20 protein-coding genes are annotated in these 20051 nt (G+C 74.2%); 15 read left to right on the forward strand and 5 right to left on the reverse strand.

Annotated elements, in window-relative coordinates; all coding sequences use genetic code 11:
• A partial coding sequence (locus MNZ29_RS19130; protein ID WP_242356336.1) for a YcaO-like family protein occupies positions 1-964 on the reverse strand: 964 nt, incomplete at its 3' end.
• Positions 965-1031: 67 nt separating this feature from the next.
• Here MNZ29_RS19130 and MNZ29_RS19135 point away from each other — a divergent pair.
• A complete protein-coding gene (locus MNZ29_RS19135; protein ID WP_242356338.1) occupies positions 1032-2435 on the forward strand; it encodes a M20/M25/M40 family metallo-hydrolase in 1404 nt (467 codons plus the stop codon).
• Positions 2436-2628: 193 nt separating this feature from the next.
• Positions 2629-5148, forward strand: coding sequence for a glycogen/starch/alpha-glucan phosphorylase (locus tag MNZ29_RS19140; protein ID WP_242356340.1), 2520 nt, complete (start codon positions 2629-2631; stop codon positions 5146-5148).
• Between the two features lie 9 nt (positions 5149-5157).
• Here MNZ29_RS19140 and MNZ29_RS19145 read toward each other — a convergent pair whose 3' ends face one another.
• Complete coding sequence (locus MNZ29_RS19145; protein WP_242356342.1) at positions 5158-5562, reverse strand: MGMT family protein; 405 nt, start codon at positions 5560-5562, stop codon at positions 5158-5160.
• Positions 5563-5756: 194 nt separating this feature from the next.
• On the opposite strand from MNZ29_RS19145, the gene MNZ29_RS19150 reads away from it, so the two are divergent.
• The 4 genes from MNZ29_RS19150 to MNZ29_RS19165 all read left to right on the forward strand — a co-directional run bounded on the left by MNZ29_RS19150 (position 5757) and on the right by MNZ29_RS19165 (position 8293).
• Entirely contained in the window at positions 5757-6230 is a 474-nt protein-coding gene (locus MNZ29_RS19150) for a hypothetical protein (protein ID WP_242356344.1), read from the forward strand.
• A gap of 71 nt (positions 6231-6301) precedes the next feature.
• Positions 6302-6883, forward strand: coding sequence for a LemA family protein (locus MNZ29_RS19155; RefSeq protein ID WP_242340446.1), 582 nt, complete (start codon positions 6302-6304; stop codon positions 6881-6883).
• Positions 6884-6892: 9 nt separating this feature from the next.
• Complete coding sequence (locus MNZ29_RS19160; protein ID WP_242356347.1) at positions 6893-7645, forward strand: YgcG family protein; 753 nt, start codon at positions 6893-6895, stop codon at positions 7643-7645.
• 9 nt (positions 7646-7654) lie between these two features.
• Complete coding sequence (locus tag MNZ29_RS19165; protein ID WP_242340448.1) at positions 7655-8293, forward strand: TPM domain-containing protein; 639 nt, start codon at positions 7655-7657, stop codon at positions 8291-8293.
• A gap of 56 nt (positions 8294-8349) precedes the next feature.
• Here MNZ29_RS19165 and MNZ29_RS19170 read toward each other — a convergent pair whose 3' ends face one another.
• Entirely contained in the window at positions 8350-9825 is a 1476-nt protein-coding gene (locus tag MNZ29_RS19170) for a potassium/proton antiporter (protein ID WP_242356349.1), read from the reverse strand.
• 98 nt (positions 9826-9923) lie between these two features.
• Between MNZ29_RS19170 and MNZ29_RS19175 the strand changes: the two genes are divergently transcribed.
• Positions 9924-11306: an aminotransferase class V-fold PLP-dependent enzyme gene (locus MNZ29_RS19175; protein ID WP_242356351.1), complete on the forward strand. Its 1383-nt coding sequence runs from the start codon at positions 9924-9926 to the stop codon at positions 11304-11306.
• A 188-nt stretch (positions 11307-11494) separates the two neighbouring features.
• A complete protein-coding gene (locus MNZ29_RS19180; protein WP_242356353.1) occupies positions 11495-11854 on the forward strand; it encodes a cupin domain-containing protein in 360 nt (119 codons plus the stop codon).
• Here MNZ29_RS19180 and MNZ29_RS19185 read toward each other — a convergent pair.
• Positions 11851-12936, reverse strand: a complete 1086-nt coding sequence (locus MNZ29_RS19185) for a radical SAM protein (protein ID WP_242356355.1) — start codon at positions 12934-12936, stop codon at positions 11851-11853. The two genes, MNZ29_RS19180 and MNZ29_RS19185, sit on opposite strands and share 4 nt — an antisense overlap.
• Between MNZ29_RS19185 and MNZ29_RS19190 the strand changes: the two genes are divergently transcribed.
• From MNZ29_RS19190 to MNZ29_RS24650, 4 genes are all read left to right on the forward strand, one after another.
• Entirely contained in the window at positions 12935-13606 is a 672-nt protein-coding gene (locus MNZ29_RS19190; RefSeq protein WP_242340452.1) for a helix-turn-helix domain-containing protein, read from the forward strand. The genes MNZ29_RS19185 and MNZ29_RS19190 overlap by 2 nt on opposite strands.
• Before the next feature lie 108 nt (positions 13607-13714).
• Complete coding sequence (locus MNZ29_RS19195) at positions 13715-15088, forward strand: response regulator (protein WP_242340453.1); 1374 nt, start codon at positions 13715-13717, stop codon at positions 15086-15088.
• A gap of 310 nt (positions 15089-15398) precedes the next feature.
• A complete protein-coding gene (locus MNZ29_RS19200; RefSeq protein ID WP_242340454.1) occupies positions 15399-16856 on the forward strand; it encodes an ammonium transporter in 1458 nt (485 codons plus the stop codon).
• A 260-nt stretch (positions 16857-17116) separates the two neighbouring features.
• Entirely contained in the window at positions 17117-17239 is a 123-nt protein-coding gene (locus MNZ29_RS24650; RefSeq protein ID WP_255821535.1) for a hypothetical protein, read from the forward strand.
• A 7-nt stretch (positions 17240-17246) separates the two neighbouring features.
• Here the strand turns inward: MNZ29_RS24650 and MNZ29_RS19205 are convergent, their stop codons facing one another.
• A complete protein-coding gene (locus MNZ29_RS19205; protein ID WP_242356357.1) occupies positions 17247-18071 on the reverse strand; it encodes an aldo/keto reductase in 825 nt (274 codons plus the stop codon).
• Between the two features lie 115 nt (positions 18072-18186).
• Between MNZ29_RS19205 and MNZ29_RS19210 the strand changes: the two genes are divergently transcribed.
• The 3 genes from MNZ29_RS19210 (at position 18187) to MNZ29_RS19220 (ending at position 19933) form a co-directional block, all read left to right on the forward strand.
• On the forward strand, positions 18187-18357 hold the full coding sequence (locus tag MNZ29_RS19210) for a hypothetical protein (protein ID WP_242340458.1): 171 nt from the start codon (positions 18187-18189) through the stop codon (positions 18355-18357).
• 103 nt (positions 18358-18460) lie between these two features.
• Positions 18461-18661, forward strand: a complete 201-nt coding sequence (locus MNZ29_RS19215; protein WP_242340455.1) for a hypothetical protein — start codon at positions 18461-18463, stop codon at positions 18659-18661.
• Between the two features lie 120 nt (positions 18662-18781).
• On the forward strand, positions 18782-19933 hold the full coding sequence (locus MNZ29_RS19220; RefSeq protein WP_242340456.1) for a glycosyltransferase: 1152 nt from the start codon (positions 18782-18784) through the stop codon (positions 19931-19933).
• Positions 19934-20051 lie beyond the last annotated feature (118 nt).

Genomic DNA, 20051 nt, shown 5'->3' on the forward strand with positions numbered 1-20051 from the left:
CGGGCATCCGCCCCGCGTGGCGCCGCGCCCGGGTCCCGCCGAGGAGCGCGGCGAGCCCCTTCGCCGCGCGGCGGTCGCCGAGCGCCACGTCCTCGCGGGCGCCGTGGATCTCGGTGGCGCGCGACTGCGCGGCCTCGAGCAGCGCGGCGTGGAGCGCCTCGTCCGGCTCGAGCCGGCACGCGTAGCCGGCCGCCAGCGGCACCGCCCCGTGCTCGACGTCCGCGACCAGCGCGGCGGCGCAAGGCAGGGTGGGCCCGTCGGCGGCCGCGGAGGCGTCGAGGAGATGGACCTGGAACCCCCGCGCCTCGAGCCGCCCGGCGAGCGCCGCGGCCCGGGGCGCTGCCCGCGCCAGCGAGCTGCGATCGAGGAGCCGCGCCGCGACCGCCTCCTCCGTGAAGCCCTCCGGCAAGGCCCGGGCGAGCAGATCGCGCTCGACGGCCTCGAGGAGGGCGTGGAGGAGCGCGGCGGCGCGGTCCTCGTGCGCCCCCATGCCGTTCGAGGTCCAGGGGACCACCGCGGCGCCGAGGAGCGGCCCGCCGGCGGGCGGGCAGTGGACGGCGCAGGCCGGGACGAGCGCGGGCGCGCCGCCGAGCAGGTCCTGGCCGATGCGCCAGGCGAGGCGGAGCTCCGACGCCCCCGGCTCCGTCCGCTCCGGCGCGAGCGCCTCCGGCCGCACGACGGCGGCCTCGCCGTGATGTGCGGCGAGGTCGGTCGCGGCGCCCCAGGCCTCCACCTCGGCGCGCTCCGCGGCCCACAGCTCCGCCGCCTCCAGGAGCGCGCCTTGGGCGGCGCGCTCGAACGTGTCGCCCTTGCCGTTCGTGACCTGGAGGACGTGCGCTCCGGGCCGCACCGCGCTCGCCACCTCCACGCCGGTGCGGTCGAGCCCGGTCAGGCGCGCGATGCGGGTCACGCCGAGCGCCACGGCGAGTGAGCCGTCCCTAAGGGGACGGAGGGCTTTGGGCATGCGCGGGTTTATATCTCGGGCAGGCCGCCCGCTGGCAGGCCGCCGCATCCCCAACGAGGAGATCTCCATGACGGAGAGCCCGGTCGACCTGGCGCTCGCCCATTACGAGAAGAACGCTGCCATCTACCTCGACGAGCTGAAGCGGCTCGTCCGCATCCCGAGCGTCTCGTTCGCGGGGTTCCCGGAGGTCGAGGTCGCGCGCAGCGCCGACGCGGTCGCCGAGCTCCTGAGGCGCCGCGGCTTCGAGAAGGTCGAGGTGCTGAAGGTGGAGGGGGCGCACCCCTACGTCTTCGGCGAGCGGATCGAGGATCCCGCCGCGCCCACGCTCCTCCTCTACGCGCACCACGACGTGCAGCCGCCCGGCGAGACGGAGCTCTGGAAGTCGCCGCCGTTCGAGCCCTCCGAGCGCGACGGCCGGCTGTTCGGCCGGGGCGCCGCGGACGACAAGGCCGGCATCCTCGTGCACGCGGCCGCGGTGGACGCCTGGGTGCGCGGGGCGCGGAAGATGCCGCTCAACGTCAAGATCGTGATCGAGGGCGAGGAGGAGATCGGCTCCGAGCACCTCGCCGCCTTCATCGGCCGCTACCGCTCGAAGCTCGACGCGGACGCGATGGTGCTCACCGACACGGGCAACGTGGACGTCGGGCTGCCCTCGGTGACGATCGCGCTCCGGGGCCTCGTCACCGCCGACGTGGAGGTGCGCGCGCTCGACCAGAGCCTGCACTCCGGCATGTGGGGGGGCCCGGTGCCCGACCCGGCCATGGCGCTCGCGAAGATGCTCGCGGGGCTCGTCGATCGCGACGGGCGCATCGCCATCCGCGGGATCTACGACAAGGTCCGGCCGATGACGCGCGAGCAGCGGCGCGCCATCGAGCAGCTCCCCGTCACGGTCGAGGAGTTCCGCAAGCAGGCCCGGCTGCGGCCCGGGGTGCAGCTCCTCGGCGGGAACCACCCCCTCGAGGTGAACTGGTGGGAGCCGGCGCTCGCCGTCAACGCGCTGCAGGCGTCGTCGCGCAAGGACGCGCGCAACATCATCAACGACGTGGCCTGGGCGCGCGTGGGGATCCGGCTCGTGCCGGACATGGATCCGGTGGAGACGCGCGACGCGCTCGTGCAGCACCTCCAGGCCGCCGCACCGTGGGGCGTCGAGGTGCACGTGAAGGTCGAGACCGCGGGCGCGCCCTGGATCACCGACGTGCGTCACCCCGCCTTCGACGCGGCGTTCCGCGCGCTCGAGAAGGGATTCGGCCGGCAGGCGCTGGCGATCGGGTGCGGCGGCTCCATCGGCTTCGTCCAGCCGTTCGCCGACGCGCTCGGCGGCGTCGCGGCGCTCCTCATCGGCGTCGAGGATCCCGCCTCGAACGCTCACTCCGAGAACGAGAGCCTCCACCTCGGCGACTTCCAGAAGGCGATCCGGAGCGCGATCCACCTCTACGCCGAGCTCGCCTCGGCGCTGGCTCGAAAGGCGTAGGCGCGGCCGGCGCGCACCCGCTCGACCGGCAGGTGGGGGCAAGCACGCAGGGCGCCCGCGCGTGGGCGCCGGAGGTCGCGCGGCGCCCGGGGACCCGCCCGAGTATCATGCGCGGCGTCTCCGGGCGGTCGCGCGTCGCCCGGGGGCGCACTGGAGTCGCGGCGCCGCCGTGACGGATTTTCAAGGAGAACGGATGGTTCCGCCGAGGAGAGGCAGCACCGCACCCGCGGAGGCCCGGGCGCTCGAGCGCGCCCGGGACGTCCCGAACGCGCGCACCGCCACGGACGTGGAGGCGCTGAAGCGAGCCTTCGCCGACCACCTGCAGTACTCGCAGGGCGCCGACGAGCACAGCGCCACCGCGCTCGACCGCTACTTCGCGGTCGCCTACTCCGTGCGCGATCGAATGATGCGCCGCTGGATCCAGACGCAGCAGGCGTACTACCGGGAGGACGCGAAGCGGGTCTACTACCTCTCGCTCGAGTTCCTGATGGGCAGGGCGCTCGAGAACAACCTCCTCAACCTCGGGCTCTACGACCCGATGCGCGGCGCCCTGAAGGACCTCGGGCTCGACCTCGCCGACCTCCTCTCGCAGGAACCCGACGCCGGCCTCGGCAACGGCGGCCTCGGCAGGCTCGCGGCCTGCTTCCTCGACTCGCTCGCGACGCTCGGGTACCCGGCCACCGGCTACGGCATCCGCTACGAGTTCGGGATCTTCGACCAGGAGATCCGCAACGGCTACCAGGTGGAGCGGCCCGAGGAGTGGCTGCGCTTCGGGAACGCCTGGGAGATCCCGCGCCCCGAGAGCGTCGTCCCGGTGGCGTTCTACGGGCGGACCGAGCACGGCGTGGACGAGCGCGGCCGGCTGCGGGTGCGGTGGGCGGACGCGCGCCACGTGCTCGGCATGCCGTACGACGTGCCGGTGGCGGGCTACCGCAACGACACCGTGAACACGCTGCGGCTCTGGCGGGCGCGCGCGTCGCAGGAGCTCGACCTCGCGGACTTCAACGCGGGCGACTACCTCGCCGCCGTCGAGGACAAGGGGTTCTCCGAGAACATCTCGAAGGTCCTCTACCCGAACGATCTCACGGTGATGGGCAAGGAGCTCAGGCTCCAGCAGCAGTACTTCTTCGTGTGCTGCTCCATCCACGACATCGTGCTCCGCTACCTCCGGACGCACGAGGACTTCTCGCGCTTCCCGGACAAGGTCGCGATCCAGCTCAACGACACCCACCCGGCCGTCGCCATCGCCGAGCTCATGCGCGTCCTCGTGGACGAGCGCGCGCTCGAGTGGGACGCGGCGTGGGAGATCTGCCGCGCGACCTTCGGCTACACGAACCACACCCTCATGCCGGAGGCGCTCGAGCGCTGGTCCGTCGACCTGTTCGGGCGCGTGCTGCCGCGCCACCTCGAGATCGTCTACGAGATCAACCGGCGCTTCCTCGAGGGCGTCCGCGCCGCGAGCCGCGCCGACGAGGGCGCGCTCGCGCGGATGAGCATCATCGAGGAGCAGCCGGTGAAGCAGGTCCGGATGGCGAACCTCGCCGTCGTGGGCTCGCGGTCGGTGAACGGCGTGGCCGCGCTGCACACCGAGCTCCTGAAGCGCGAGCTCTTCAAGGACTTCCACGCGCTCTGGCCGGAGCGGTTCAACAACAAGACGAACGGCGTCACCCCGCGCCGCTGGCTCCTCCAGTCGAACCCCGACCTCTCGGCGGCGATCACCGACGCGATCGGCCCGGGCTGGATTACCGACGCCGAGAAGCTCCGCGCGCTCGAGCCCCTCGCCGACGACGCCGGCTTCCGCCGGCTGTTCCGGCGCATCAAGCGCGACAACAAGGCGCGCCTCGCCGAGATCGTCCGCGCGGAGAACGGGCTCACGCTCGACCTCGACTCGATCTTCGACGTCCAGGTGAAGCGCATCCACGAGTACAAGCGGCAGCTCCTCAACGTGCTCCGCGTCGCCGCGGAGTACCTGCGCATCAAGGAGGACCGCTCGTACCAGCCGTACCCCCGCGCCTACCTGTTCGGCGGGAAGGCCGCGCCGGGCTACGCCCTCGCGAAGTGGGTCATCAAGCTCGTGGGCTCGGTCGCGGACGTGGTGAACCACGACGTGGACGTGCAGGGGCGGATCACCGTCGGGTTCCTCAAGAACTACCGGGTGTCGCTCGCCGAGCGGATCTTCCCGGCCGCGGACGTCTCCGAGCAGATCTCCACCGCGGGCAAGGAGGCGTCCGGCACGGGGAACATGAAGTTCGCCCTGAACGGCGCGCTCACCATCGGCACGCTCGACGGGGCGAACGTGGAGATCCGCGACGAGGTCGGCGCGGAGAACTTCTTCCTCTTCGGGCTCACCGTCGAGCAGGTGCAGGCGCTCCGGGGGCGCGGCTACGATCCGTGGGAGGTCTACCGCGGCGACCGGCGGCTGAAGGGGGTCCTCGACGCGCTCGCGTCGGGCGTCTTCTCCCCCGGCGAGCCGGCCCTGTTCCGTCCCGTGGTGGACTCGCTCCTCAACGGCGGCGATCCCTACCTCGTGCTCGCCGACTTCGCCGCGTACTGCGCGTGCCAGGAGGAGGTCGAGCGGGCGTACCGCGACCCGGAGGGCTGGACGCGGATGGCGATCCTGAACGTCGCGCGCACCGGCAAGTTCTCCTCCGACCGGACGATCCGGGACTACGCCGAGCAGATCTGGAAGATCGCGCCGGTCCGCCGCGGCTAGAGCGGCCGATCAGGATTCGCGGCGGGCTCGCGGGCGAGGCGCGCGCACCCCGCGCCGGCGTCCGCCCGCCGCGGGCGTGGCGCGCGCCCGCCGCTTCCAGCCGTAGCGGGCGAGCTCGACGCGGCCGCGCTCGTCGAAGCGGATCCCCTCCGCCTCGAGCAGGTCCCGCTGCACCGCCGCGCCGATCGGGTCGAGGATCGAGATGGCCGCGTGGCCGCGCGGGCGCGCGCCGAGGACGCGCTGCCAGGGCACGTCGTGGCGCGCGCCGCGGAGCGCGGCGAGCGCGTACCCCACCTGCCGGGCGCCGTGCGGCTTGCCCGCCGCGAGCGCCACCTCGCCGTAGGTCGCGACGCGCCCTCGCGGGATGCGGCGCACGACCCGGTAGATGCGCGACCAGCCAGAGGGGAGCGTCACGCGGTGAAGGTTAGACGAGGGACCTCGCCGCGGGAAGCGCGGGCCGGCGCGCGACCGCGGCAGCCCGAGCGCGGATCGCCACATTGCCTTTCAGTGAGAGGGTCGCGTACCCTGCGTCGCGCATGGGTCGCCTCCTCCCCGCGGTCGCACTCCTCGCCGGCGCCGCCGCCTGCGCAGATGCGGGGCCGTGCCCCATGCCGCTCGAGGTCTGCGGCGGCACCTGCATGGACATCCGCTCCGACCCGCGGAACTGCGGCGCCTGCGGTCACGCGTGCGGAGCGGGCCTGACCTGCAGTGACGGCCAGTGTGCTGCGGACGGCGGGGGCGCGTGCGCCGCGCGCGGCGGGGGCGCCTTCGTGACGCTCGAGAAGTGCGGCGAGACCGTGAAGCTCTGGATCACGAACGAGGTGTTCGTCACGAGCGCCGAGGCGCTCCTGCGCGGGGAGCCGGTCTCGGGGATCCCGGTGCTCGACCTCCAGGCCGGCTCCGACTGCGACGCCCAGTGGACGTGGCACGCCGACGCGGCCACTGCCTCGTTCGCGGGAGCGACGGTGGGTGGGTGCGACGTGTGCCCGAGCGACATCGAGCGGGCGCTCTCGTACTACGTCCTCGAGGTGCGCTCCTGGTGCCCCTCGTCGCCGAAGGTGATCGCGGTCGACCCCCGGTGAACGCCCCGTTCCGGGCGGCCCGCCCTGCGAACTTCCTTTGCGTGGCGGCGGGGGCGCGCTAGCTTCCGGTCATGAAGACGCCTCGCCTCGTCGCCGCCACGGCCGCGCTCGCCCTCACGGCGGGCTGCGGCTTCCAGTCCATCCCCCAAGCCGAGAACGCCGTCACGGCCGCGTGGGCCGAGGTGGAGAACCAGTACCAGCGGCGCGCCGACCTGATCCCGAACCTCGTCGAGACCGTGAAGGGGTACGCGACGCACGAGCGCGAGACGCTCGAGGCGGTCATGAACGCGCGCGCGCAGGCCACCCAGGTGAAGCTCAGCGCCGAAGAGCTCACGCCCGAGAACATGAAGCGGTTCGAGCAGGCCCAGGGGGCGCTGCAGAGCGCGCTCGGGCGGCTCCTCGCGGTCGCCGAGAACTACCCGAACCTGAAGGCGAACGAGAACTTCCGCGACCTGCAGGCGCAGCTCGAGGGGACCGAGAACCGGATCGGGATCGCCCGGCGCCGCTACATCGAGCAGGTGCAGCAGTTCAACAACCTCGTCACCGTCCCGCCGACGAGCTGGACGAACGCGCTCATGTACAAGAAGCAGCCGAAGGCGCAGTTCACCGCGACGACGCAGGGCGCCGAGAAGGCGCCCGCCGTGAAGTTCTAGCGGGGCCACGTGCGCGCCCTCGCCGTCGCCGCGCTCGTCGCGGTCGCCTCCGTCTCCGCCCCGGCGCGCGCCGAGGCGCCCATCCCGCCGCTCTCGGGGCCGGTGGTGGACCAGGCCGGCCTCCTCGGGCGCGACGACGTGCGCCGCCTCGAGGGGCTCGCGCGCGCCGCCCGCGGCGTGGAGGGCGGGACGGGGGTGCAGCTCCAGTACCTCGTCGTCCGGTCCCTCGACGGGGAAGCCATCGAGGACTACTCGATGCGCGTCGCGGAGGCCTGGAAGGTCGGGACCCGCGGGAAGGACAACGGCGTGCTCGTCACGGTCGCCGTCGAGGACCGCGCCGTGCGCATCGAGGTCGGCGGCGGGCTCGAGGGTGGGCTCACCGACGTGCAGTCGTCCCGGATCATCCGCGGCACGATCGTGCCCGCGTTCCGCGAGAAGCGCTTCGGAGAGGGGCTGTACGACGCCGGGGTCCAGATCCTCGGCGCGCTCGGCGCGCTGCCCTCGGGCGTGGAGCCGGTGCGCCGCGCCGCGCCGAGGGCGCGCTTCTCCTCGCTCGCGTTCATCCTCCTGTTCATCGTCGTGTTCCTCGTCCGGAGCCTCTCCGGCTTCGGGCCGCGGCGGCGCCGCCACCTCTGGTGGGGAGGCGGCCCGTGGATGGGCGGCGGCTGGGGCGGAGGAGGCGGCTTCGGCGGCGGCGGTGGCGGCGGCTGGTCGGGCGGCGGCGGCGGGTTCTCGGGCGGCGGCGCCTCGGGGCGCTGGTAGGAGGGACCGGTGACCATCGAGCGGCACTTCGGAGAGGACGTCCGCACGCGCATCGCCGAGGCGGTCCGGCGCGCGGAGGCGCTCTCGCGCGGCCAGCTCGTCCCCGTGGTCGTCGAGAAGAGCGATGCGTACCCGGAGGCCCGCTACCGGGGCGCGCTGCTCCTCGCCGCCCTCGCGACGGCGGCCGTGGTCGGCCTCCACCTCCCGCTCACGCTCGCGGAGCTCCCGCTCGTCCAGCTCGCGGCGGGCATCGCCGGCGCCCTGCTCGCGAGCTGGGATCCCGTCGAGCGCCTCCTCGTCGGCGCGCGCTCCATGGACGAGGCGGTGCGCGCCCGCGCGACGCGCGCGTTCCACGAGCACGGGCTGCACCGGACCGCCGAGGGCACGGGCGTGCTCGTGTTCGCCTCGCTGTTCGAGCGCGAGGCGGTCGTGCTCGGGGATCGCGGCATCCACGAGAAGATGGGCGCCGACTGGGACCGGGCCGTCGCGGCGCTCGTCGAGGGGATGCGGGCAGGGGATCCGGGCAAGGGCTTCGTGGACGCGATCGCGCTCAGCGGCGCTCGCCTCGCCGAGCACTTCCCGGCGGTGCCCGGGCAGCACGCGCCGCGGAACGAGCTCGAGGATCAGATCCGCGCGTCGAGGACCTAGCGCTCCCCGCTCGGGCGAGCGACGCCGAGCGGCCCCGGCGCCCTCGTGAAGACCGATCAGTCCTCCTCCTGGCGGCCGAACAGGAGCTGGACGAACGCCTTGTCCTCAGGCGACGTGAACACGTAGACGTGGTCGCCGGGCTCGAGCACGGTCCGCCCGCGCGCGGCGACGAGCTCGCGACCCCGGGCGACGAGCATCACGGCCGAGCCCTCCGGGATCGTGAGCTCCGAGATGCGCGAGCCCGCCACGGCGCTGGCCCGCTCGACGTAGAACGAGATCACCTCGCCGGCGAGCCGCTGCGTCGAGTGGATCTCCAGCATGGCGCGCGGCGTCGGCGTGGCCTGGACCTCGAGGCCGAGCCGGCGCGCGACCCAGCCGATCGAGGTGCCCTGCACCACCGCGCTCACCACGACCACGAAGAACACGAGGTCGAAGACGTGCCGCGCGACGGGGAGGCCGGCGAGCACCGGGAACGTCGCGAGCATGATGGGGACGGCGCCGCGCAGGCCGACCCAGGAGATGAACGCGATCTCGCGCAGCGGCAGCCGGAACGGCAGGAGGAGCAGGATCACCACGAGCGGCCGCGCGACGAAGGCGAGGAACAGGCCGAGGAGGAGCCCCGGGCCGGCGACGCTGGCGAGGCGCGACGGGAACGCGAGCAGGCCGAGGAGGAGGAACATCGCCACCTGGCTGAACCAGGCGATCGCGTCGTGCACGCGCCGGAGGCCGGTCGCGTACGGCAGCGGGCCGTTCCCGAGCACCACCGCCGCCGCGTACACCGCGACGAAGCCGCTCCCGTGGACCAGCGTCGGCGCGCCGAACGCGAAGCACGCGAGCGCGATGGTGAGCACCGGGTAGAGCCCGGTCGCCGAGAGCCGCGCCCGCGCGAGCAGCCAGCGGCCGGCGTACCCGACGGCGACCCCGCCGGCGAGCCCGATGGCGAGCTGCAGGACGACGTCGAGCGCGATCCCCGCGCCGGGCCGCTCGCCGGCGACGAGCGCGCCCGTCACCGCGAGCGTCAGGATCACCGCCATGGGATCGTTCACGCCCGACTCGACCTCGAGCAGGTGCGCGAGCCGCTGCCGGATGCTGACCCCGGCCCCGCGGAGGACCGAGAACACCGCCGCCGCGTCCGTGGAGGAGACGATCGCCCCCACGAGGAGAGCCTCGGTCGGGCCGAGCCCGAGCGCGCGGGCGCCGAGCGCCATCACCGCGGCCGTCCCGGCGACGCCCACCGTGGCGAGCGCCGTGGCGGGGGCGAGGACGCGGCGCAGGCTCGCGAGGTCGGTGTTGAGGCCGCCGTCGAAGAGGATGAGGGTGAGCGCGACCGTGCCGATCCGGAACGTGAGCGCGTAGTCCTCGAACGCGATCTGCCCGAGCCCCTCCGAGCCGGCGAGCATGCCGACGAGCAGGAACAGGAGCGCGACGGGGAGGCCGAGCCTGCCCGAGGCACGCGAGGCGAGCACGCTCGCCGCCAGGAGGATCCCGACGGCGGCGAGCAGGAGGGCGGTGGGGAGCGGCTCCGTCGGCACTCGGTCCAGGGTAAGGGAGAACCGCTCCGCGGTCGCGCGCGCGCTCGGGTGCCCCGCCCCCCTGGTGTTCCCGGGCGCCGCGGGCTAGATGACGGGCCATGTCCCTGGACCTCTCGATCGAGGCGCTGCGCCAGCTCTACGCGTCCGTGGAACGCCTCGCCGAGGAGCACCTCGCGACGCTGGACGAGCGGCCCATCACGCCTCGCGCCTCGGGCGCCGAGCTCGAGGCGCGCCTCGCACGGCCGATCCCGGAGGAAGGGGTCGGTCTGGCCGTGGTGGACGGCCTCCGCGAGATCGCCGCCGGCTCGCGCGCGCAGAACGGCAGGTTCCTCGGCTACGTGCTCGGCTCCGGCGAGCCGGCGGGGGCCGCCGCGGACCTGCTCGCGAGCGTGCTGAACCAGAACGTCACCGCCTGGCGCTCGGCTCCCGCCGGGGTGACGATCGAGCGGAGCCTCATCGCGTGGCTCGCCGGCGCGCTCGGCTGCGCGGGGTTCGCGGGGAGCCTCACGGGCGGCGGCTCCTCCGCGAACATGATGGGGCTCGCGATGGCCCGCGAGGCCCGCGCCCCTGCGAACGAGCGGGGCGCCGCGGGCGGGGTCGTGTACGCCTCGCGCGAGGTGCACATGTCGGTCGGCAAGGCCGTCGCGCTGCTCGGGCTCGGGCGCGAGAACCTCCGGCTCGTCCCGGTGGACGCGGCGTTCCGGATGCGCCCCGACGCGCTCGAGCGCGAGATCGCCCGCGACGTCGAGGCGGGACGCGTCCCCGTCGCGGTGGTCGCCACGGCGGGGACGGTCGCCACCGGCGCGATCGACCCGCTCGCCGAGATCGCCGGCGTCGCGAGGCGGCACGGGGCGTGGCTGCACGTGGACGGGGCGTACGGCGCGCTCGCGGCGCTCGCGCGGCCGGAGAAGCTCGAAGGGCTGGCGCTCGCCGACTCCCTCTCGCTCGACGCGCACAAGTGGCTGTACCAGTCGGTGGACTGCGGGTGCCTGCTCTACCGGGATCGGGCGGCGGCGCGCCGGGCGTTCTCGCACTCGGGCGCGTACGTGCAGACCTCGACGGAGGATCCCGTCGAGGGGTTCGCGTTCTTCGACGAGTCGATGGAGCTCTCGCGGCGCTTCCGCGCGCTCCGCCTGTGGACGGCGTTGCAGTTCCACGGCGCCGCGGCGTTCCGCGCGGCGATCGCGCGCGATCTCGCGCACGCGCAGCGCCTCGCGGAGCTCGTCCGGCGGGAGCCGCGGCTGGAGCTGCTCGCCCCGGTCGAGCTCTCGGCGGTCTGCTTCCGCGTGCGTGGCGAGGACGCGGACCGGCGGAACGCCGCGGTGCTCGCCGCGGTGAACCGCCGGGGGCGCGTGTACCTGTCCAACGCCTCCCTCGAGGGCGCCTTCGCGCTGCGGGCGTGCTTCGTGAACCACCGGACCTCGGACGCCGACGTCGAGGCGGTCGTCGAGGAGGTGCTCGCGTCGGCGGACGCGAGCTAGCTCACCGTCTGCGCGCGGCCCCGAGCTCCGCGAGCTTGCGGCTCGCCAGGACCGAACGGATCTCGGCGATGAGCCCCTCGGCGTCGAACCTTCCTCTCCCCCCGCCCTCGGGCGGGGGGAGAGTCCGTGGGGCAGGCTGACGCGACTTCGACGGCGACGACGATCGCCCAGGCACGCGAGATGAGGCAATGACGACGATCGATAGGAACAACGCGCCACACTACACGTGGGGAGCAGGATGCGACGGCTGGCACCTCGTCGTCGCCCCGACGTTGAGCATCATCCAGGAGCGGATGCCGCCCGGGAGCAGCGAGGTCCGGCACAGGCACGCTTCGGCTCGACAGTTCTTCTTTCTGCTCGAGGGGACGCTGGAGATCGAGATCGCGGGTGACGTCGTGCGGCTCGAGCCGCAGCAGGGGGTCGAAGTACCTCCCGGCGTGCCGCATCAGGTCCGCAACCGCTCCTCGACGCACGCCGACTTCGTCGTCGTCTCCCAGCCACCCAGTCACGGGGACCGAGTCGAGGAGCCGGCGCTGGCAGCCCCCTAGGCGCCGCCCGGCCGCCGCAGCGCGCAGGCGCGGCACAGCGGGTGATCCTCGTACGCGGCGACGAGCGCGCGGAACCGCTCGCCGGCCCAGATCGCGCCGAGCGGCGCCTCCGCCACGGAGCCGAGCGCGCCGAGGCCGCCCCGTGCGGCGGCGGGGTGCGGGCAGGGGGCGAACGTTCCGTCCGGGTGGACCCAGGCCTCGCGTCCGATGAACGGGCAGGGCCCCCGCGGCGCGGGCGCAGCCGGATCGGGGGCGAGCTCGACCGCGTTCTGGAGGAGGACGCGCGCGCCGCTCGGCAGGCGCGTCGCCTCGGCGGCGTCGCGGGCAGCGCGCACGGCGGCGTTCCACCGCCCGATCGCCTCGGGCGAGCGGCGGAGGGAGCCGGCCTCGAGGCCGGGCAGCCGCGGCTGGAGGTGGTTCAGCTTCACCCGGTCCACCCCAAGCGAGGCGGCGAGCCGGACGATCCCGGCGAGCTCGCCGACGTTCGCCTCCTGGGCGGTGACCTGGAAGGAGACCCGGCAGCGGCGGCCGCCCTCCCGCGCGGACGCGTCTCGCGCGGCGACCAGCATCCGGACGTTCTCCACCGCCGCCTCGAAGCGCAGCCCGCCCATCACCGCCGCGGCCGTGGCCGCGGTGGCGCCGTTCCAGGAGAGCTTCACGTCCGAGGCGACGGGCACGAGCCGCGCCGCCCAGGCCGCCGCGCCGCGCCCGGGAAAGGTGCCGTTCGTCGTGAGGTTCAGCGCGAGGCCGTTCGCCGCGCAGAGCTCCAGGAGCGCGTCGAGCCCCTCCCACAGGAGCGGCTCCCCCAGCGTCGAGGGGATGACCTCCGCGAGCGGCGAGCCGCGGCGCTCCTCGAGGACGCGTCGCGCCAGCTCCGGGTCCATGCGCCGGGGCGCACGCGCCCGGCCCGCCGCCCGCGCCGCCCCGCACTCGCACATCGCGCAGGCGAGATTGCAGTCGTCGGGGTTGGTGACGAAGGTGAGCCGCCACGGCCCGTCGGGGCCACCGGGGGGGCGGGCGCACCGAGCGCGCGAGGCGTGCGTTGACAAGGCGTCCGTTGTAACGGAAAAGGGACCCCACATGAAGAGTGCGCGAGAGAGCCCGAAGCGTGGCAAGCGGCCGGCCAGCCCTGCGCCCGAGGCGCGCCCGGTGCCCGAGCCCGACGAGTCGGCGGAGCACGCCGTGCAGCGGGACCTCACGCCGGTGGTGGGCGCGAACCTGCGCAGGCTCCGGAACCAGCGCGGGCTGTCGCTCGAGCGGCTGTCGCACCTCTCGGGCGTCTCTCGCGCGATGCTCGGCCAGATCGAGCTCGGCCAGAGCGCGCCGACCATCAACGTCCTCTGGAAGATCTCGTCGGCGCTCAGCGTACCGTTCTCGGCCCTCATCACGGCCCGCGGCAGCGCCGGCCCGCACGTGCTCCGCGGGGAGCAGGCGAAGCTCCTGCGCAGCCACGACGGCTCGTTCAGCTCGCGGGCGCTCTTCCCGTTCGACGAGCCCCGGCGCGTCGAGTTCTACGAGCTGCGCCTCTCCCCCGGCGGCGTCGAGCGCGCGGATGCGCACAACCCCGGCACGACCGAGAACCTCGTCGTGGCGCGAGGCGAGGTGGAGATCGAGGTCGGCGGACGCAAGGAGAGCCTCGTCGCCGGGGACGCGATCGTCTTCGAGGCCGACGTGCCCCACGTCTACCGGAGCCGGTCCGACGGCGAGTCGGTCATGTACCTCGTGATGACCTACGCGGACACCGTCGGGTAATCGCGTCGCCTACCCTGTCCGCCCCTCGCGGAGGTGACGCCGCATTCGTGGGACGGCGCCGCCACGGACTCGGCGTAAGATCGTCCTCGCCGTTCGACGGGAGGGGACTTGTCGAGGACGGGGGACATCCTGATCGCGCGTGGGCTCGCCACGCGCGATCGACTCATCGAGGCGCAGCGCGAGGGGCGCGCGCGGCGCGAGCCGATCTGCTCTCGGCTGCTCGCCACCGGGGTTCCCGAGGGTGCGCTCGCCTCCGTCCTCTCCGAGAAGCACGGGGTCCCCGGCGTCGACCTGTCGCGCACGGCGATCGCGCTGCCCGTGCTCGACGTCGTGCCGCGCAGCGTCGCGGAGGGCGACCTCATCCTGCCCCTCTCGCTCGAGGGCGGGCGCCTGCACCTCGCCATGGCGCAACCGGCGGACGAGCGGGTCCTCTCCGAGGTCCGGTTCGTCACCGGTCGCGAGGTGTCACCGTACGTGGCCGTCCGCGCCGCGCTCACGCGCGCCATCCAGGAGGGGTACGACTGCCGGGAGAAGGGCGAGCCGCTGTGGTGCGGCGCGGACGCCGGGCCGGGCGGTCCGTTCCTGGCGGCGGTCGTGCCGGGCGGAGATCTGGTCGAGGCGGAGCTCGTGGACGATCTCCCGCCCGGCAGCGCCGACCCGCTCGCGGCTGACGTCTCCGTCGAGGTGGAGCTCGACGTGGCGCCTCCGCGGCCGGCGCGCGCCGACGCGCGGCGGCTCGTGCTGGTCGTGGACGACGAGCCGGAGATCCGGCAGCTGGTGGAGCGGACCCTGACCGCCAAGGGCTACGCCGTCGAGACCGCCGCGGACGGCGCGGAGGCGCTCGACAAGGCCGAGCGGCTCCTGCCGGATCTCGTCCTGCTCGACGCGATGCTGCCGCGGGTGCACGGCTTCGAGGCGTGCCGGAGGCTCAAGGCGGGCACGCACACCCGGAACATCCCCGTGGTGATGATGACCGCGGTGTACCGCGGCTGGCGCTTCGCGGAGGACGCCCGGGAGGCGTACGGGGCGGAGGACTACGTCGAGAAGCCGTTCCGGATCGACGACCTGCTCCGGCGCGTCGAGGCGGCCCTCGACGCCGGCGCGGCGCGCGCGCCCGCGGTCGCGGCCCCCGCGTCGCCGCAGCTCGCGCGCGGGCGCGAGCTCCTCAGCGCAGGCCACGCCGCGGAGGCGATCGCCGTCCTCCACGAGGCCGTGCGCGAGGCCCCCTTCTCCGCCGAGGCGCATCACCTCCTCGGCCGCGCCTTCCGCGCGCGCGGCGAGCACTTCCGCGCGATGACGGAGCTCGAGCGAGCGGTCGAGCTGCGCCCAGGGCACCTCGCCGCGCTGCGCACCCTCGCCGCCCTCTACGAGGAGACCGGCTTCCGCCGGAAGGCCGCCGAGGCGCTCGAGCGCGCGCTCCCGGCCGCCCCCGACGACGCCGCGCGCGGCGCGATCCGGCGGGACCTCCTGCGGCTGCTGTAGCTCGAAGGGGCGCCCGGCGCGCCCGCTTCGCTCGCGGGGCCTCGCGCAGAGCCGACGCGGCCCACCGCCGAGCACCGCGCCTGCGCGAGACCCGCGATCGTGCTCGCGCGCCGTGCACCACGCCGCCTGCGGCTCGGGCGGCGCGCCGCGCCGGCAGAGCTCGGCGCGCCGGGATCTGCCGCCTCTCCGGGCAGCCCCGGGGAGCAGCTGCACGCGCGATGGGCTCGAGGAGGACCGCGGTGGGCCCCGGAGCGGTCGGCATGTCGGCTGCAGAACCTCTCGGCGAACTCACTCTCGCAAGGGGAACGAAATGGATCCGAATCTCGCGGACGTCGCGAAGACGCTCGCAGACACGCAGGCGGCGGTGAACATCATGTGGACGATGATCGCCGGCTTCCTGGTGATGTTCATGCAGGCCGGCTTCGCGCTCGTCGAGACGGGCCTCACGCGCGCGAAGAACGTCGCGCACACGATGGGCATGAACTTCTTCGTCTACGCCATCGGGATCATCGGGTTCTACTTCGTCGGCTTCGGCCTGCAGATGGGCTCGGTCGGCCCGATGGCGACGTTCGGCGGCGACGCGTCCCTCTCGGCGGCGCCGCTGTCGGTGAGCCTGTTCGGCCACGTCTGGAACCTCGCCGGCACGAGCGGCTTCATGCTGCCGCTGCGGATGTTCACGCCCGCGGTGGCGACCATGTTCTTCTTCCAGATGGTGTTCATGGACACCACCTGCACCATCCCGACCGGCGCGCTCGCCGAGCGCTGGAAGTTCAGCTCGTTCGTGATCTTCAGCTTCGTCATCTCGACCGTCATCTACCCGCTCTACGCGAACTGGGTCTGGGGCGGCGGGTGGCTGTCGCAGCTCGGCACGAACCTTGGCCTCGGCCACGGCCACGTGGACTTCGCCGGTTCCTCGGTGGTGCACATGACCGGCGGCGTCATGGCCCTCACGCTCGCGAAGATCATCGGGCCGCGCGCCGGCAAGTACGGGCCGGACGGACGGGTGAACCCCATCCCGGCCCACAACATCCCGCAGGTCATGGTCGGCACGTTCATCCTGGCGTTCGGCTGGTTCGGCTTCAACGCCGGCTCCACCCTCGCCGGCACCGACACGCGCCTCGCGATCGTGGCGACGAACACGATGCTCGCCTCCGCCACGGGCGCCTTCGGCGCCTACCTCTACGTGAAGACCCGCTTCGGCAAGCCGGACCCGACCTGGCTCGCGAACGGCATGCTCGCCGGCCTCGTCGCGATCACGGCGCCGTGCGCCTTCGTCTCCTCCTGGGCGGCGATGCTCATCGGCCTCGTCTCCGGGGTGCTCGTGGTCGTGGCGGCGATGTTCGTCGAGACGAAGCTCCGGGTGGACGACCCGGTCGGCGCCATCGCGGTTCACGGCGTGAACGGCGCGTGGGGGATCCTCTCGGTCGGGCTCTTCGCGAACGGGACGTACGGACAGGGCCTGAACGGCGTTTCGTACGGCGTGACCGGCCTCCTGTACGGCGACGCGGGCCAGCTCGTCGCCTCGCTCGTCGGCATCGCTGCCAACATCCTGTGGGTCGTTCCCGTCGCGGCGCTCGCCTTCGTCGTCATCGGCAAGCTCGTCGGGAACCGCACGTCCGCGGAGGACGAGGCGCTCGGCCTCGACATCCCGGAGATGGGCCTGCTCGGGTATGCGGCCGGCGCCGGGGTGGAGCACGGCGCGGCGCCGAGGCCCGCGCCCGAGGCGGCGCCGATCGCGGCGCCGTCGCTGGCGCGGGAGCACAGCTAGCGGGGGCTGCCCCGGCGGTCGTACCGGGGGGACGCAGCAGGCGCGTCCCCCCGGACCCCCGGCTCGCTCCGGCGCAGCATCCGGCTGCGCCTGCGCTCGCGACACGCCGTGAGCGACGCAATCCTCGGCATGGAGGTTCGTCCGGACCCGGTTCGCTCGCGGGTCCGATCCATCCGGCGGGTGGCCCCGCCTCGGTCGTCGCCTGGTGCGCCACTCCCGCAGCGCCCTCCTGCGCCGCAGATTCGCCTCGGGAGGCGAGCATGCGTGCGACGGTGGACGATGGACGGGAGGTCGCGCGGGCGGCGTTCTGGTTCGCCGCGCGCTGGCTCGGCCTCGTGACGCTGGCGCTCGGGGCGGCCGCCGCGATCGCGATCGCGTCCTGAGGCGCGGCTACACCGCGCGTACGACGGCGAGGATCCTCCGCCGCAGGTCCTCGTCCGGCAGAGGCCCCTCGCCGGCGCGCACGTTGTCGGCGGCGTGGCGCGGATCCGCGGTGGCCGGGATCACGCACGTGACGGCCGGGTGTCCGAGGATCCACTTGAGGAGGAGCTGCGGCCAGGTGGAGCACCCGAGCTCCGCGGCGAAGGCAGGCAGGGGCTCCGCTCGCAGGCGGGCGGCGAGGTCTCCCGACTCGAGCGGCCGCATGACGAGCACGGCGACGCCTCCGTCGCGCGCCGCCCCGAGCAGCCGCGCCTCGGCGTCGCGCACGGCGACCGAGTAGGGGACCTGCACGAAGTCGACGGCGCCGTCCTCGGCGAGCGCGGCGAGCCGGTCGAGCCCGGAGGACGCGTGGTGCGTCGCGCCGACGTAGCGGATCCGGCCGGACGCCTTCCACTCGCGGAGCGTCGCGAGCTGCACGTCGAGGTCGAGCAGGTTGTGCACCTGCACGAGGTCGAGCCGCCCCGGCGCCGCCATGCGCCGCTCCGACTCCTCGAGCTGCGCGAGGCCCGCCTCGCGGCCGGTCGTCCACACCTTGGTGGCGAGGAACGGGCGGGGCTCTGGCTGCGCGCGGACCAGCTCGCCGACCACGGCCTCGGCGCGGCCGTACATCGGCGAGGAGTCGATGAGGCGCCCGCCGCCCTCCCGCAGCACACGCAGCACCTCCGCGAGCGGCGCCCGCTCGGACGGCGCCTCTCCGACGTCGAACGTGCGCCAGGTCCCGAGGCCGATGCACGGCAGCGGCTCGCCGGTGCGGGGAATCGCGCGCGTTCGCATGCGACACCGTTACGGCGTCCGGGGCCTCCGCGGAAGCCCGGCGCGCGCGCGGGCAGGCGGGCCGGCCCGGCGAGGGCTGCGCAGCGTTGGGGACCCAGGACGAAGGAGGCAAGTGATGCGACGAGAAGAGAAGGAGCGGCAGAAGAAGGAGCGAGAGGCTGCCGGTCGCAAGGCGGGCGAGGAGCAGGGCGCGCGTCGCCAGGCCAGCACCGACCGCCGCGAGGAGGAGGGCTACTCGCAGCCCGAGTCGTCTGCGCAGAAGGGCCACCTGCCGCCGGAGCGGTGATCGCGCGCTCACGCCTCGCCGGGGCCCCGGGCCCTCCGGGTCCCCGGCGGGCGGGCATGGGCGGGCCCGGGCCGCACCGTTAAGGAAGGGTGGGAGGTGCGCGATGGCCGAGGCGAGCGGTGGTACGGGTGGGATCCTGCCTCACGGTGAGTCGCTGCGGCGGGCGCTGCGCTGGCTCGACGAGCGGGTCCGCCAGGATCCGACGCTCGACCGGGCGAAGCTCGTGGGAGAGGCCTCCGCTCGACACGATCTCGGGCCGCAGGAGGAGGAGTTCCTGCTCACGCGCTGGGCGCGCGGCGGGTGACGGCCGCCCCCTCGCACGCGCCGGGCTCGGCCTCGATTCGCGGGGGTCGCCCCGCCCCCAGGGCACGCCCTACCTTGGTCGACAGGGTCCGTCGGCGCTCCGGGCCCGCGGAGGCGTGGAATGAGGATCGTCGTCTTCGGGCTGACCGTCAGCTCCACCTGGGGTAACGGCCACGCGACGCTGTGGCGCGGTCTGGCCGCCGCGCTCGGCCGGAAGGGGCACAGGCTCGAGTTCTTCGAGAAGGATCAGCCCTGGTACGCGACCCACCGCGATCTCGACGTGCTCCCGGGCGGTGCGCTCCACCTGTACGGGCGGCTCGCGGAGGAGCGGGTGCGCATCGAGGCGGCGCTCGCCGGCGCGGACGTCGCGATGGTGACGTCCTACTGCCCGGACGCGGCGCTCGTGACGGAGCGAGTGCTCGACTCTTCCGCGCGCGTGAAGGCGTTCTACGATCTCGACACCGGCGTCACGCTCGCGCGCCTCGCGGCGGGGGAGCCCGTCGAGTGGGTCGGTCCAGGCGGCCTCGCGGGCTTCGATCTCGTGCTGTCGTTCACGGGGGGCAAGGCGCTCCGCCTGCTCACCGACCGGCTGGGGGCGCGGAACGCCGCGCCGCTCTACGGCAGCGTGGACCCGGCGGTGTACCGCCCCGCGCCCGCCGCCGCCGCGTTCCGGGGCGATCTCTCCTACCTCGGCACCTTCGCCCCGAGCCGCCAGCGGTCGCTCGAGGCGCTGTTCCTCGAGCCCGCAGCGCGCATGCCGAACCGCACCTTCGTGCTCGCCGGCTCGATGTACGACGCCTCGTTCCCGTGGCGCGAGAACATCCGCTACGTGCGCCACCTCGAGCCGTCGCTTCATCCCGCCTTCTTCTGCTCCTCGCCGCTGACGGTGAACGTGACGCGCGCCGAGATGGCGGCGATGGGCTACTGCCCGTCCCCGCGCCTGTTCGAGGCGTCGGCCTGCGGGGTCCCGGTCCTCTCCGACGGGTTCGAGGGCCTCGACGCGTTCTTCACGCCCGGCGAGGAGATCCTCGTCGCGCGCAACGCGGACGAGGCGATGCACGCCGTCGCGCTGCCGCGCGTCGCGCTCGAGCGGATGGGGCAGCGGGCCCGGGAGCGCGCGCTCGCGGAGCACACCGCGGACGCGCGGGCCGAGGAGCTGGTCACCCTGTGCGAGCGGGCGGCGAGCGGCGTCGCCGACGAAGAGGAGGAGGCTCTCGCTCCTGTCCGCAGCGGATCCGGCGCGAGCGCCGAGCCGCTCGGAGGGCTCGCTTGACACCGCGCGATGCGGTGGAGCACGCCGACTTCTGCGCGCGAATGGTGCGTCGCTACGCCTGAGCCCGGCCCGGCCGCGCGGGTGCGGCCGGGCTCCAGGGCGCTCAGCGGCTCGAGCG

It is taken from the genome of Anaeromyxobacter sp. SG64 (assembly GCF_022690745.1).
In the GTDB taxonomy this organism is placed as follows: Bacteria; Myxococcota; Myxococcia; order Myxococcales; family Anaeromyxobacteraceae; genus Anaeromyxobacter; species Anaeromyxobacter soli.